Raw genomic sequence first — 13,869 nt, 5'->3', positions numbered from 1 at the left:
GATTTTCTGCCCGAGTATGCGTATTACTAGAGATGCATGTGACCGGCGTCACCCAAGCGGCCGGCCCGGAAACCGGAGGTCAACCGATGTCCACAGTCGAAGCGTCTGCCGCCCCGCGCACCGGTGTACGGGTGCACGTGCAGAAGTTGGGCACCGCGCTGTCGAACATGGTGATGCCCAACATCGCGGCGTTCATCGCCTGGGGTCTGATCACCGCGCTGTTCATCCAGCAGGGGTGGCTGCAGGGCATCTTCTCCGGGTTGAGAGACCCCGACGGCTGGGTGGCCCAGATCGGCGGCTGGGGCTCCTATGAGGGCGCGGGCATCGTCAGCCCGATGATCACCTACCTGCTACCGGTCCTCATCGGATACACCGGCGGGCGGATGATCCACGGCAACCGCGGCGCCGTGGTCGGTGCCATCGCCACGATCGGAGTGGTGACCGGGGCCGACGTACCGATGTTCCTCGGCGCGATGATCATGGGCCCGCTCGGCGGCTGGTGCATGAAGAAACTCGACGCACTGTGGGAGGGCAAGATCCGGCCCGGCTTCGAGATGCTGGTCGACAACTTCTCGGCAGGCATTCTCGGGATGATCCTGGCTATCTTCGGCTTCTTCGGGATCGGGCCGATCGTCTCGGCGTTCACCCGCGCCGCGGGCAACGCGGTGGATTTCCTGGTCGAGAACAACATGCTGCCGCTGACGTCGATCCTGATCGAACCGGCCAAGGTGCTGTTCCTCAACAATGCGATCAACCACGGTGTGCTGACCCCGCTGGGTACCACCCAGGCGCTGGAAACCGGAAAATCGATCCTGTTCCTGCTGGAGGCCAACCCCGGGCCGGGCCTGGGTCTGCTGCTGGCTTACATGGCCTTCGGCAAGGGTGTGGCCCGCGCCTCGGCCCCCGGCGCGGCGATCATCCAGTTCTTCGGCGGCATCCACGAGATCTACTTCCCGTACGTGCTGATGAAGCCCAAGCTGATCATCGCCACCATCCTCGGCGGCATGACGGGCGTGTTCATCAACGTGCTGTTCGGCTCGGGCCTGCGTGCCCCCGCCGCGCCGGGATCGATCATCGCGGTCTACGCCCAGACCGCCAGCGGCAGCTTCCTGGGTGTCACATTGTCGGTGTTCGGCGCCGCGGCAGTGTCTTTCGTGGTGGCAGCGCTGCTGCTCAAGACCGACCGCGCCACCGACGACCCGGATCTGGCCGCGGCGACCGCCGAGATGGAATCGATGAAGGGTAAGAAGTCCAGCGTGGCCGGCACCCTGGTCGCCACCGCAGCCGGGCCGATCCGCAGCATCGTGTTCGCCTGCGACGCCGGCATGGGATCGTCGGCAATGGGAGCATCGGTGCTACGCAAGAAGATTCAGCAGGCCGGTTTCGGAGACGTCAAGGTCACCAACTCTGCCATCTCGAACCTCACCGACACCTACGACCTGGTGGTCTCGCACCGTGACCTGACCGCCCGCGCCCGGCAGCGAACCGGTTCGGCCATCCATGTGTCGGTCGAGGACTTCATGGGCAGCCCCCGCTATGACGAGATCGTCGAACAGCTCAAGCAGACCAACGGCGGGGCCGGTGCGGCGGCTCCGGTACCTGCGGAGCACGACACGGCGGCCCCGGACTCCGACGTGCTGCCGTTGTCGTCGATCGTGTTGAACGGATCGGCGCGCACCGCCGGTGACGCCATCGACGAAGCCGGTGAGCTGCTGGTCGCCGCGGGCGCGGTGGAGCGGGCCTACATCGCCGCCATGCACGAGCGGGAATCCTCGGTGTCGACCTATATGGGCAACGGGCTGGCCATCCCGCACGGCACCAACGAGGCCAAGGACACCATCAGGCAGACCGGGCTGTCGTTCGTGCGCTACCCGGAACCGGTCGACTGGAACGGCAAGCCGGCCGAGTTCGTCGTCGGGATCGCCGGTGCGGGCAAGGACCACATGGCGCTGCTGACCAAGATCGCCCAGGTGTTCCTCAAGTCCGACGAGGTGGACAGGTTGCGTCAGGCCACCACCGCCGAGGAGGTCAAGGCGATCCTGATGGCCTCCTGACGGCTGCCGACAAGTAGCGTGGCCCAGGTGGATTCCGAGACCCGCCAGAGCCGGATCGTCGAATTCGCCCGTACCCGCGGGCGGGTCGACGTCGTCTCGCTCGCGACCGAACTCGACGTCGCGAGCGAGACGATCCGTCGCGATCTGAAGGTTCTGGCGGGTCGTCGCCTGCTCAAGAGGGTGCACGGGGGAGCGGTGCCGCTGGAGACGGCCTCCTTCGAATCGGGTGTCGAGTACCGCAGTCAGGTCGACCTGGCGCAGAAGCACCGCATCGCGGCGGCGGCGGCCGGCCTGCTGCACGGGGCCGAAACCGTCTATCTGGACGAGGGTTTCACGCCGCGGCTGATCGCCGAGCGGATCGCCGAGGAGGAGTTGACGGTGGTGACCTCGTCACTGCTGGCAGCTGAGGCACTCGCGCACAGCCGCACCGTGACCGTGCTACTGCTCGGCGGCAGGATGCGCGGCAGGACGCTGGCCACCGTCGACCACTGGGCTGTCGACATGCTCAGCAGTCTGGTCATCGATGTGGCTTACCTTGGCACCAACGGGATCTCGCTCGAACACGGGTTGACCACACCCGATCCCGCGGTGGCCGCGGTGAAGGGCACCGCGGTACGGGTTGCCCGACGACCGGTACTGGTGGCGGCCCATTCGAAGTTCGGCGAGAGCAGCTTCTGCCGGTTCGCGCAGATCGGCGACTTCGAGACCATCGTCACCGGATCGGAACTCGGCGCCGACGAGGCGCGGCGCTACGAGCTGTTGGGCCCGACGGTCATACGAGCCTGAGAACCTGCTCGTGCAGCGCCTCGCCGAGGGTGAGGTTGTTCTGCTCGGTGAAGTGGATGCCGTCCTGCCCTTCGGTCGCGATGACCGAACCGGCGTCGAAGAACGGAACTTTGACGAACGATGCCATCGCGTCGTACACCTCGGCCAGCTGCGCCGATTTCTCCTGGCTGCCTTCGAAGATCAGCCGGAACCACGGGTGTGGCATCGGCGCCAGCGGGGGAGGGGCGACCACGAGGACCTTCGGTGCGGGATAGCCTGTTCCGACCCCGCCCGCACTGGTCAGTACCTGCGTCACCAGCACCGACATTCCCATGGCGATGTCGAGCGGGGTGCGGCGGAAGTAGGCCTTGGTGTCGTTGGTGCCCAGCATCAGGATCACCAGATCCAGCGGTAGGTGGCTGGCCAGGCACGACGGCAGATAGGCCGCACCGTTGAGGCGCGGGTCGGTCGGGTCGTCGGCGTTGGTCGTGCGTGCCGAGAGGCCCTCCTCGACGACGGTGTAGCCGTCGCCGAGTCGGTCGGCGAGCACGCCGGTCCACCGCTTGTCCCGTGGGAACCGCTCGGTGGGCATCCCGTCGGCCACCGGTACCCAGCCCCAGGTCAGTGAATCACCAAAGCACAGAATCCTTTTCGAGGTCATACCGGTACGCTAATCCTCGATGATGGTGTCGGCTCCGTCGTCACCGGTCACCAGTTGCTTCTCGTCGTCGTCGACGACGGTGAAGAACGAGTCCCCGTCTTCAGGGGTGCCGTCGATCTGTCCGTTGGACTGGCGGGTCGGCCGCCCGGCAGCCGGTTCGTCGACGGGCACCACATCGGGCACCTCGGCCGACAGCTTCTCGTCGAGCGTCTGGTCTTCCTCGGGGTCGATCCACTGATCGGGCGGGTCGACGACGATGTCGCCGTCGTCGTTGCGCACCTCGTCGGAGTCCAGGGACTCACTCGGGCTCAGGGTGTCGTCGGGTCCCGGGTCGTCGTAGTCGCCATCCATACCGACGAGTGTGCCCCATCCCGACGGCGCTCAACCGAGCCGAGCCCGTGCAGCGTCGAGCACCGATTCGATGTCCCCCCAGGTGCGGCGCACGATGTCGGCGACCGGTGTCGGCTGATCTCAGCCGTAGAACATCACCCAGTAGTCGGCTGTCCATGCGCCGCTGTCACATTTGAGCGGCACACCGTCGGGGCTCTGCGCGACCCCGGAGGCGTCGCCGCACGCCGAGCGCAGGGTTCGCACCCCGACCAGCGGCGGGCTGGAGACCCACTGGCTCTGCGAGTTGCAGGCCAGGGTGTTGCCCGATGCGTCGAAGCCGAAGTTGTAGCGCGTGTTCTGGTTGCAGTGCGCGCCCAGCTGCGCCTCGGGATTCACATACGGGACGCAGCCGGCGCCGTCGCAATTGCTCGGGGTCGCGACGGCGGGTCCGGCGGTCGCCAGCGTCAACGGCGCGGCGAGGACACCACCGGTGACTGCCAGCGCTGCCATCAACTTCATGGGGTACACCCTAGGTCGCGGTGCCCTCGCCGCGGGCGGCCTTGCCCGCATTCGCCCCCGCCGGGTGCCGAGTGGCGTAGGGTCATCCCCTATGAAGTTGCTGGTAGGAGTGTTGTCGGCGGGTCTGCTCTCGTCCGCGGCGCTGGTTGCCGCGCCGACGGTTCCCGAAGCGAAGGCCGACGTCGTCGCGTATCTGGTCAATGTGCACGTCCGGCCCGGCTACAACTTTCCGAACGCCGAGGCCGCGATCGGGTACGGGCAGACCATCTGTGACCGCGTCGCGGCACAGATGGGCTACGCCGAACTCGTCGACCAGGTGAAAGCCGACTTCCACACCACCGACTACTACCAGGCGGGGTACCTGATCAATCAGGCCGTCAACGAGCTCTGTCCCGCGCAGATCTGGCAGTTGCGGCAGTCGGCCGCCGGCTACACCGGGGTCTGAGGCCTGCCGGCTACGGGCAGGTCACCTCGATTTCGAAGGGTTTGTTCACCGGCTGCATCGGGTTCGCCATGTCGACACCGGTGGCGGTGCCCGAGATTGTGTAGGTCTTGTCGTTCTTCTCGGCGCTGGCCTCACCCTGGCCCGCGCCGCTCTGGTAGCCGAGCGTGACGCCGTTGACGTTGCCCAGGCCCACCGACACCACGGCGGGTTCGTCGCCGGTACTGACCACCGCGCCGATGCCGGTGGTGGCGTCGCCGATCGCGATGTTGGTGTTGCCGCCCATGTCCGAGCACACCACGGTGCCCTGGATCTCCTGGTCGACCCCGTCGATGGTGACGGTGCTCTTCCCCTCGGCCGCCGCGGCCTGCGAAGTCTCCCCTGACGTCTCCGATCTGTCCGACCCGCAGCCGGACAGACCGGCGATGACGATCGCTGCGCCACCGAGGGCGACGAGGATTTCGCGGTTCATCACGGTTCTCCTTTGTGTTGTGTGATTCGCCGTGTCCGGCGCATCATCACGAGCAGTATGGCCACAGAACCGGGCTCGACAGGTCTCTTTTGGATTGCGAGCTCAGCACACCTGCGCAGGGTGCGCGTTCAGCAGGCGATCTTGATCCGAAAGTCGCCGGTGGTCCGGAAGCTCGGATTGTCGGTGTCGAAACCGTACGCGGTCCCGGCGATGTCGTAAGTGCGGCCGGTCATCGTCACCGTCGCCTCCCCGCCGAGGCCCTGGTTGTAGCTACCGGTGAAGCCGCCGAGATCGCGGATCCCGACCTCGCGCACGACGAGTTCGTCCGCGCTGGCGACCATCGCCGAGATGCCAGTGGCCAGCGGGTCGGACGAGTCGCCGGTGCGCATCATCATCAACGAGCCCGCCGAGTCGCACTGCACCGCATCGGTCGTCCCGACGTCCTGGCCGTTGACGGTCACCTGTGCGGTCCCGGCGATCAGCGCGCCGGGCGGCGGTTGGTATTCGGGTGGCGCGGACGAGCATCCGACCAGCGCGATGACGGCCGGCACGGCCCAGCCGACTGTGGCGCCGAGAGACCAGCGTGTGGACACAGTGCAGAATCTACGGCGTGGCCGGCCCGTTGTGCGTTGATCCCTTCTTTTCGGTGAACGCCGAACTCCCTGGCCGGCTCGGGCGCACCGGGACGATCCGCACACCGCACGGCGACATCCAGACCCCGGCTTTCATCGCCGTCGGCACCCAGGCGACCGTGAAGGCCGTCCTGCCCGAGACCATCAGCGATCTCGGTGCGCAGGCGGTGCTGGCCAACGCCTACCACCTCTATCTGCAGCCCGGTCCCGACATCGTGGAGGAGGCCGGTGGGCTGGGGGCATTCATGAACTGGCCCGGCCCCACCTTCACCGACAGCGGCGGATTCCAGGTGATGTCGCTGGGTGTCGGTTTCAAGAAGGTGCTGGCGATGGACACCGCGCGGGTCCAGGCCGACGACGTCATCGCCGAGGGCAAGGAACGGCTTGCGCACGTCGACGACGACGGGGTGACGTTCCGGTCGCATCTGAACGGATCCACCCACCGATTCACCCCGGAGGTGTCGATCGGGATCCAGCATCAGCTCGGCGCCGACATCATCTTCGCCTTCGACGAGCTGACCACGCTGGTCAACACCCGTGGCTACCAGGAACGCTCGGTGCAACGCACCCACGCGTGGGCGGTGCGGTGTCTGGCCGAGCACCGCCGACTGTCCGAGCTCCGCTCGCACACCCCGCCGCAGGCGCTGTTCGGCGTGGTGCAGGGTGCCCAGTACGAGGATCTGCGCAGGCAGGCGGCGCGCGGCCTGACCGAGATCGTGGACGCCGAGGGCCGGGGGTTCGACGGATACGGCATCGGGGGAGCATTGGAAAAGCAGAACCTGGCGACCATCGTCGGCTGGGTCAGCAGCGAGCTGCCCCCCGACAAACCGCGGCACCTGCTCGGCATCAGCGAACCCGACGATCTGTTCGCGGCCGTCGAGGCGGGCGCCGACACGTTCGACTGCGTCTCCCCGTCGCGGGTGGCCCGCAACGCCGCGGTGTACTCGGCCGACGGGCGGTTCAACATCACCGGGTCGAGATACCGGCGCGACTTCAACCCGATCGACGCCGCCTGTGACTGCTACACCTGTGCGCATTACACCCGTGCGTATCTGCACCACCTTTTCAAGGCCAAGGAGATGCTGTCGGCGACGCTGTGCACGATCCACAATGAGCGGTTCGTCATCCGTCTGGTCGATCAGATCCGTGCGGCCATTCCCGCAGGCCGGTTCGACGAACTGCGCGAGCACGTGCTGGGCCGGTACTACGCGACGACCTAGGGCCGTGCACAAGGGCGCGAACAAGGGGGGGTGACGTCGCGGATTCGTCGCGCGGACCTGCATCCTTTTCAACGTGTGCACAATAAGAGCATGACGACCGCCGCGGAACCGCAGTCGCTGCTCCTGCAGATGCTTGATCCGAGCCACCGGGCCGACCCGTATCCGCTGTACGCGCAGATCCGTGGGCGGGGACCTATCGCACTGCCCGCCAACAATCTTGTGGTGTTCTCCACCTTCGCCGCGTGCGATGAGGTGTTGCGGCACCCGGATTCGGCCAGCGACCGACTGAAATCGACCGTCGCGCAGCGCGCCATCGCCGAGGGTGCTGCGGAACGACCGTTCGGCCCGCCCGGATTCCTGTTCCTCGATCCGCCCGACCACACCCGGCTGCGTCGCCTGGTGAGCAAGGCCTTCGTCCCCAAGGTGGTCAAGGCGCTGGAGCCCGAGATCGTCGGTCTGGTCGATGATCTGCTACGCGATGCCGGCGGCACGTTCGAGGCCATCGAGGGTCTGGCCTATCCACTCCCGGTGGCCGTCATCTGCCGTCTGCTCGGTGTCCCGCTGGAGGACGAACCGCAGTTCAGTGCCGCCTCGGCGTTGCTCGCGCAGTCGCTGGACCCCTTCATCACGGTGACCGGCGAGGCCGGAAACGGCTTCGAGGAACGCATGCAGGCCGGGCGCTGGCTGCGCGACTACCTGCGTGAGCTGATTTCGCGTCGCCGCCGTGAACCCGGTGAGGATCTGATGTCGGGGCTGATCGAGGTCGAGGAGTCCGGCGATCAGCTCACCGAGGACGAGATCGTCGCGACGTGCAACCTGCTGTTGGTTGCCGGGCACGAGACGACGGTCAACCTGATCGCCAACGCGATCCTGGCGCTGCTGAGCACCGACGGCCAGTGGTCGGCACTGGCGGCCGATCCGGGTCGGGCCGGCGCCGTGATCGAGGAGACGCTGCGCTACGACCCTCCCGTGCAGTTGGTGGGCCGGGTCGCCGCGCAGGACATGACGGTCGGGGGGGTGACCGTCCCGAAGGGCGACAACATGCTGTTGCTGACCGCGGCCGCGCACCGCGATCCGGAGGCGCTCGAGCGGCCCGACGAGTTCGACCCGGACCGGCCGGTCATCCGGCACCTCGGCTTCGGCAAGGGTCCGCACTTCTGTATCGGCGCCCCGCTGGCCCGGCTGGAAGCGACCGTCGCGCTGACCGCGCTGACATCCCGCTTTCCGGACGCGTCGTTGGCCGACTCACCGGCCTACAAGCAGAACGTGACGTTGCGCGGCATGCAGACCCTCGACGTCAATCTCGGCTAGCCGGCCGGGTGCGAACGGCATCGCGAACAGTCGAGCGCAACCAGCGGTGCCGGCTGTCGTTGTCGTAGGCGGGATGCCAGACCATGCGATAGGGCAAGCGCCGAATCTCCTTCGGAGCGCCGAGGATACGTACCCGGTGGGCGCCGGGCCACTGTCGTGCGAGGCGTGCAGGGATCGTCGCCACCAGATCGGTGCCGGCCAGCACCAGTGGCACGGTCGAGTGGTACGGCACGGTGATCACTGCCGACCGTCGGATATCGCGGGCGTGCAGCGGCAGATCGACATCGGGCTGGATCCCGTCGGTCACGTCGACCACGAGATGTCGGAGGCGGCAGTACTCGGCGAGGGTCAGCGCCGGACCGGTCGACGGGTGTTCGATGTCGACCACGCAGACGAACTGCTCGGCCGGTAGCTCGGCTGTCGACAGGTCGCTCGGCGTGTACCCGCCGAACAGCCCGAGTTCGGCGGTGCCGTGGTGGATCTGCTGGGCCATCGAGTCATACCGCCAGCTGTGGAATCGCACACTGGAGGCCGGAGACTGGCGGAGCAGCCGGTCGCAGATCGCCGGACCGTACGCATGCACGGCGAAGTCGGTACCAGCGAGGTGGATCGCGGTCGTCTCCGCCGCCGGATCGAACTCGTCGGGGGCGAGCAGCGTTTCGAGAGCAGGCAGCACCCCTTCGAGCTGACCGCGCAGCACCTCGGCCCGGGCCGTGAGGCGGTAGCCGTCCCGTTCGCGGATGAGCAGCGGATCGCCGAGCAGCGACCGAAGACGCTGCAGTGCTCGGCTTGTCGCCGGTTGGCTGAGACCGAGGCGGCCGGCTGCGCGCGAGATGTGCCGCTCGTCGAGCAGCACGGCAAGCACGGGTACGAGGTTGAGGTCCGCCCGCAGGGCATGCTTCACGTGCATAGAACACATCATAGAAATGCATGAGACATATGAACGACATCGTGGAACCGTCGAGGTGTAGAGACGGAAAGCACCAGCACAGGAGGTTGGCCGACATGAAGATCAGCGGCAACACCATCTTTATCCCGGGCTCGACGAGCGGTATCGGTCTGGCCCTGGCCGCGGCGCTCGCCGACAAGGGCAACACCGTCATCATCGGGGGTCGGCGCGCAGAACTCCTCGATCGGATCGCCGCGCAACGACCGGAGTTCGGCACAGTTGTCGTGGACACCAGCGATCCGGCCGACGTGCGGCGCGCCGCCGGCGAGGTGATCGCCACGTATCCGGAGCTCGACGCCGTCATCGCGATGGCCGGAATCATGAAAATCGAGGACTGGCACCATCCCGACGGATTCCTGGCCTCTGCGGAGTCGGTGATCACCACCAACGTCCTCGGGCCGATCCGGCTCATCGCCGCGTTCATCGAGCATCTGCAGAGCAGACCGTCGGCCACGGTGATGACGGTGTCCTCGGGATTGGCGTTCGCGCCGTTGAAGGCCACGCCGAGCTATAACGCCTCCAAAGCGGCGATCCATATGTTGACCGAGTCCATCCGTATGCAACTCGCCGACACCGGCGTGCAGGTCGTCGAACTCCAACCCCCTTCCGTAGCGACAGACCTGGTTCCCGGCCAGCGCGAGAGCAGCTTCGCGATGCCGCTCGACGACTTCATCGCCGAAGTCATGCAGATCCTGGAGTCACAACCGGATGCCCAGGAAATTCAAGTCGAGCGGGTGAAGTTCCTGCGCTACGCCGAGAGGGGGGACTATGACGACGTGGTGGCAGCACTCAATGCTGCTGATCCGCACGGTAACTGAGGCATCCAGGCAATTGAGGAATCCGGGCGGCTACGTGGCCGTCGGCTGGCCGGCCAGTGCGGCGATGACCTCGTTGGCAGCGCGTTCGCCGGCGTCGACCGCACCTTCCATGTAGGCGCTCCACTCGACGGCGGTGTCGGTGGACGCCCAGTGAATCGGACCGATCGGCTCGGCCAGCGCGGGCCCGTAGGTGGTCCACACCAGCGGACCGCAGTTGGCGTTGTAACAGCCGCGGGTCCACTGCCTGCTGCCCCACTCGCCATCGACGTAAAGCTGTGGGCGGGCGGCCTTGTCGCCGAAATGCCGGACCAGCTCGGCGGTCAGCGCCGCTCGGCGTTTCTCCTCGGACCAGTGTCCGTGCGTGCGGGCCTGCTCACCCTCGAGGAACAACAGGATCACCCCGCGGTCGTCACCCTGGATGCAGGTGTCGTTGGACATCCGGGCCGGCCCGACGTCGGAGATCAGCTGCCCGTTGAGACCGTCCGCACGCCAGAACGGCTCGTCGTAGACGAAGAACGCCTTCATCGCGGCGGAATTCGGCATCCGCTGGGTCAGCTGGTCCCGGTAGCCCGACAGCGGTGGGTCGTACATGATCCGGCCGGCCAGCATCGGGGAGACCGCGACGATGATCCGCCGGCCCCTTGCTGTGCGGCCACCCCGACAGTGCACGGTGACGCTGTCGGAGCCGTGCTCGATCAGCTGCACCGGGGCGTCGAGCACCAGATACTCGGTGAGTAACGCCGCCAACCGATTCGGTATCTCGGCGGTGCCGCCGACGAAACGGCTGGTCTGGGCGCCACCCTCGGATTCGGCGAACAACTCCGAGGTCACCCCGCAGGTCTGGATCGTGAAGAGCAGATGCAGGAACGACACCTCCACGGTCGGCACCGCCAGGATCCCGACGGTGCAGATCTCCAGCAGAGTGCGCGCCACCGGCGACAATCCCTGTGCGTCGTACCAGGCGCCGGCGGTGATCGCATCCCATTCGGGCGCATGAGCGCACGCCCACGGGGCCGCCGGGGACACCTCGGCGGCCAGCTCGTCGAGCCTGCGCAGCACCGCCTCCAGCTCGGCCAGCTCGGCGCCGAAGCGGGCATGGAATTCGTTGCCCCGCAATACCCCCGTGCCGGCGAGCTCATAGGTGGTCTCACCGTCGTCGAACTGCGGATAGGTCTGCACACCGAGTTCGGCGGCGAGCGCGAACATCCGATGGTGGGTGTCACCGATCCACTGCGCCCCGAGCTCCACCGGCAGGCCACCGAGGTCCTCGGTCAGGATGCGTCCACCGACGCGGGTATCCGCCTCCAGGATCAGCGGCGTCAGTCCGGCCGCGAGGACGGTGCGAGCGGCGATCAGCCCCGAGAGGCCTGCGCCGACGATGATCACGTCGGCCTCATGGCGTGTCATGACCGACACTGTCTCACGGCAGGCCCTACAACGGGTTGAGGATGCGCTGCAAGAACTGCCGCGTGCGCTCCTGCTCCGGATCGCCGATCACCTGCGCGGGTGGCCCCTGTTCGAGGATCGTTCCCTGATCGAGAAACAGCACTTGCTCGGAAACCTGCCGCGCGAACTGGATCTCGTGGGTGACCACCACCAGCGTCCACCCCGTCACCGCCAGGTCGCGGATGACGCCGAGCACCTCGCCGACGAGCTCGGGGTCCAGTGCCGAGGTCGGCTCGTCGAAGAGCACCACTTTCGGCTTGAGTGCCAGCGCGCGGGCGATGCCCACCCGCTGCTGCTGGCCGCCGGAGAGCTGGAACGGATACTGGTCGCGTTTGTCCTTGAGCCCGACCTGGTCCAGCAGCTCGGCGGCCTCCGCCAGCACCTCGTCGCGGGGGCGCTTCTGCGCGATGAGCGGACCTTCGGTCACGTTCTGCTCGACGGTCTTGTGCGGAAAAAGGTTATGGGACTGGAACACGAATCCGCTCTGCGCCCGGTAGCGCCGCAACTGGTCCTTGCGCACCTGGGTGCTGAAATCGACTTCGACGTCCCCGACCCGGATCACGCCGAAGTCCGGGATGTCGAGCGCGTTGAGCGCGCGCAACAATGTCGTCTTACCAGACCCGGACGGTCCGATCACAGCGGTCACCGACCCGCGGGGGACGGTGAACGAAATCCCTTTGAGCACATCGAGTTCGCCGAAGGACTTGGCGACGTCCCGCGCGACGATCCGGTTCTCGGTCTCGGTTTCGGTCATCTGGCCACGTACCTTTCCAGTCTGCGCTCGACCCTGGCCTGGCCGAAGGACAGCGCCAGGCAGATCACCCAGTAGTAGACGGCTGCCGTTCCGTAGAGGGCGAAGAACTCGAACGTCGGGGCGGCGATGATCTGTGCCTGTCGCAGCAGTTCGGTCACCAGGATCGTCGAGGCCAGGGAAGTGTCTTTGACCAGCGAGATCAGCGTGTTCGACAACGGCGGCACCGCCACCCGGCTGGCCTGCGGGAGGATGACGCGCCGCAGGGTGCCCGCGTAGTCCAGGCCGATCGTCTGGGCGGCTTCCCACTGCCCCTTCGGGATGCTCAGGATCGCCGAGCGGATGATCTCCGCCGCATAGCCGCCGACGTTGAGGCTGAACGCGATCACCGCCGCCGGGAACGGGTCGATCCGGACCCCGAACTCCGGCAGGGCGAAGAACACGATGAACAGCTGAACCAGCAGTGGTGTGCCGCGGATGACCGAGATGTAGAAGCGGGCGGCGTTGGACAACACCGCATTCCCCGACAGCCGGGCCAGCGCCACCCCCAGCGCGATGACCAGACCGATCGCGAAGCTGATGATCGTCAGCGGGATGGTCATGGTGAGCGCGGCCCGGGCCAGCGGCCACAGGTTGTCCAGCACGAGCTGCAGGGTCGAGCGGGGTTGCGCCTGGGGTGCGTCCGCGCCGCCGGAAGCGTCGGTCCTCAGGTATCTCTCGGAGATCGCGGCCAGCGTGCCGTCGGCGCGCAGTTCGTCGATCGCGGCGTCGAGGTCGGGCAGCAGACCGCTGCCCTTGCGCGCGGCGAAACCCTGCTCGCTGCGCTCTCCGGTGTTGCCCGCGATCTTGACCCCGGTGTCGTTGGTCTCGGCGAGGTAGGCGTAGATCGACAGACTGTCGTTGACCACCACGTCGACCCGGCCCTGGCTGAGCAGGGCCATCGCCTGGGTGAGTCCTTCCACCGCCTCGATCTGTGCGCCGGCGTCGCGTGCCACCTGAGCCCAGTTGCTGGTGGTGCTCTGGGCCGCGATCTTGCCCGGGAGGTCGGCCAGCGAGGTGATCGAGTCGTCGTCGACGCGGGTGACGATCACGCCCTCGCCGATCGAGTACGGTTCGGAGAGGTCGTAGCGTTGTTGACGTTCCGGGGTGATCGTCACCTGGTTGGCCACCACGTCGAATCGGTTGGCCTCCAGTGCGGCGAAGATGGAGTCCCACGGTGTCTCGACGAATTCCACGTCCACACCCAATTTCTCGGCGACGGCGCGTGCGACGTCGACGTCGTAACCGGTGAGTTGCCCGGTGGCCGGATCGTGGAAGCTGAACGGCGCGTACACCCCTTCGGTGCCCACCCGCAGCACACCGGCGGACTGGACGGGGTTCTCCTCACCGTTGTCGCCGACCTGGCCCGGTCCGCACGAAGTCAGCATGACGGCGAGCGCGGCAAGCACCGCCAGCAGGACCGAACGTCGGTAGCGCATCGGCGGACCGTAGCAAGCTGA

The 13,869-nt window shown here is 67.0% G+C and carries 15 protein-coding genes; 6 read left to right on the top strand and 9 right to left on the bottom strand.

The window, feature by feature from the left end:
• The first annotated feature begins 86 nt into the window (after window positions 1–86).
• Window positions 87–2,054, top strand: coding sequence for a PTS mannitol transporter subunit IICBA (locus tag ACNUDN_RS25825; RefSeq protein ID WP_419124544.1), 1,968 nt, complete (start codon window positions 87–89; stop codon window positions 2,052–2,054).
• A gap of 27 nt (window positions 2,055–2,081) precedes the next feature.
• Window positions 2,082–2,840, top strand: coding sequence for a DeoR/GlpR family DNA-binding transcription regulator (locus tag ACNUDN_RS25820; RefSeq protein ID WP_419124543.1), 759 nt, complete (start codon window positions 2,082–2,084; stop codon window positions 2,838–2,840).
• On the opposite strand, the gene ACNUDN_RS25815 is transcribed toward ACNUDN_RS25820, so the two are convergent.
• From ACNUDN_RS25815 to ACNUDN_RS25805, 3 genes are all read right to left on the bottom strand, one after another.
• Complete coding sequence (locus ACNUDN_RS25815) at window positions 2,827–3,480, bottom strand: SGNH/GDSL hydrolase family protein (RefSeq protein ID WP_419124542.1); 654 nt, start codon at window positions 3,478–3,480, stop codon at window positions 2,827–2,829. The two genes, ACNUDN_RS25820 and ACNUDN_RS25815, sit on opposite strands and share 14 nt — an antisense overlap.
• A gap of 9 nt (window positions 3,481–3,489) precedes the next feature.
• Window positions 3,490–3,831: a hypothetical protein gene (locus tag ACNUDN_RS25810; protein ID WP_419124541.1), complete on the bottom strand. Its 342-nt coding sequence runs from the start codon at window positions 3,829–3,831 to the stop codon at window positions 3,490–3,492.
• A gap of 120 nt (window positions 3,832–3,951) precedes the next feature.
• Window positions 3,952–4,329 (bottom strand): hypothetical protein, encoded by a 378-nt coding sequence (locus ACNUDN_RS25805; protein ID WP_419124540.1) that lies wholly within the window; start codon window positions 4,327–4,329, stop codon window positions 3,952–3,954.
• Between the two features lie 91 nt (window positions 4,330–4,420).
• Here ACNUDN_RS25805 and ACNUDN_RS25800 point away from each other — a divergent pair, with 91 nt between their 5' ends.
• Window positions 4,421–4,774 carry a DUF732 domain-containing protein gene (locus tag ACNUDN_RS25800; protein WP_419124539.1) on the top strand — a complete coding sequence of 118 codons (354 nt, stop codon included), beginning with the start codon at window positions 4,421–4,423 and terminating at the stop codon, window positions 4,772–4,774.
• A 10-nt stretch (window positions 4,775–4,784) separates the two neighbouring features.
• On the opposite strand, the gene ACNUDN_RS25795 is transcribed toward ACNUDN_RS25800, so the two are convergent.
• Window positions 4,785–5,243 (bottom strand): lipoprotein LpqH, encoded by a 459-nt coding sequence (locus ACNUDN_RS25795; RefSeq protein ID WP_419124538.1) that lies wholly within the window; start codon window positions 5,241–5,243, stop codon window positions 4,785–4,787.
• 128 nt (window positions 5,244–5,371) lie between these two features.
• Window positions 5,372–5,836 (bottom strand): lipoprotein LpqH, encoded by a 465-nt coding sequence (locus tag ACNUDN_RS25790; protein ID WP_419124537.1) that lies wholly within the window; start codon window positions 5,834–5,836, stop codon window positions 5,372–5,374.
• Window positions 5,837–5,889: 53 nt separating this feature from the next.
• Here ACNUDN_RS25790 and tgt point away from each other — a divergent pair, with 53 nt between their 5' ends.
• Both tgt and ACNUDN_RS25780 read left to right on the top strand, forming a co-directional pair.
• Window positions 5,890–7,095 (top strand): tRNA guanosine(34) transglycosylase Tgt, encoded by a 1,206-nt coding sequence (gene tgt / locus ACNUDN_RS25785; protein WP_419125313.1) that lies wholly within the window; start codon window positions 5,890–5,892, stop codon window positions 7,093–7,095.
• A 90-nt stretch (window positions 7,096–7,185) separates the two neighbouring features.
• Window positions 7,186–8,406: a cytochrome P450 gene (locus ACNUDN_RS25780; RefSeq protein WP_419124536.1), complete on the top strand. Its 1,221-nt coding sequence runs from the start codon at window positions 7,186–7,188 to the stop codon at window positions 8,404–8,406.
• On the opposite strand, the gene ACNUDN_RS25775 is transcribed toward ACNUDN_RS25780, so the two are convergent.
• Window positions 8,393–9,316: a LysR family transcriptional regulator gene (locus tag ACNUDN_RS25775; protein WP_419124535.1), complete on the bottom strand. Its 924-nt coding sequence runs from the start codon at window positions 9,314–9,316 to the stop codon at window positions 8,393–8,395. The genes ACNUDN_RS25780 and ACNUDN_RS25775 overlap by 14 nt on opposite strands.
• Window positions 9,317–9,411: 95 nt before the next feature.
• On the opposite strand from ACNUDN_RS25775, the gene ACNUDN_RS25770 reads away from it, so the two are divergent.
• Window positions 9,412–10,173 (top strand): SDR family oxidoreductase, encoded by a 762-nt coding sequence (locus ACNUDN_RS25770; RefSeq protein ID WP_419124534.1) that lies wholly within the window; start codon window positions 9,412–9,414, stop codon window positions 10,171–10,173.
• A 30-nt stretch (window positions 10,174–10,203) separates the two neighbouring features.
• Here ACNUDN_RS25770 and ACNUDN_RS25765 read toward each other — a convergent pair whose 3' ends face one another.
• The 3 genes from ACNUDN_RS25765 to ACNUDN_RS25755 are packed head-to-tail and all read right to left on the bottom strand — an operon-like array spanning window position 10,204 to window position 13,848.
• Window positions 10,204–11,580 (bottom strand): flavin monoamine oxidase family protein, encoded by a 1,377-nt coding sequence (locus ACNUDN_RS25765; RefSeq protein WP_419124533.1) that lies wholly within the window; start codon window positions 11,578–11,580, stop codon window positions 10,204–10,206.
• A gap of 25 nt (window positions 11,581–11,605) precedes the next feature.
• The gene (locus ACNUDN_RS25760) at window positions 11,606–12,373 is read right to left on the bottom strand and encodes an amino acid ABC transporter ATP-binding protein (protein ID WP_419124532.1); all 768 of its coding nucleotides are present in this window, start codon (window positions 12,371–12,373) and stop codon (window positions 11,606–11,608) included.
• Window positions 12,370–13,848 carry an ABC transporter permease subunit gene (locus tag ACNUDN_RS25755; RefSeq protein WP_419124531.1) on the bottom strand — a complete coding sequence of 493 codons (1,479 nt, stop codon included), beginning with the start codon at window positions 13,846–13,848 and terminating at the stop codon, window positions 12,370–12,372. Before ACNUDN_RS25755 ends, ACNUDN_RS25760 begins: the two co-directional genes overlap by 4 nt.
• Window positions 13,849–13,869 lie beyond the last annotated feature (21 nt).

Origin of the sequence: Mycobacterium sp. smrl_JER01, from assembly GCF_048513595.2 — a bacterium.
Classification (GTDB): domain Bacteria; phylum Actinomycetota; class Actinomycetes; order Mycobacteriales; family Mycobacteriaceae; genus Mycobacterium.
The sequence above is the reverse complement of the archived record's forward strand: the minus strand, read 5'-3'. Positions and strand labels throughout refer to the sequence as shown.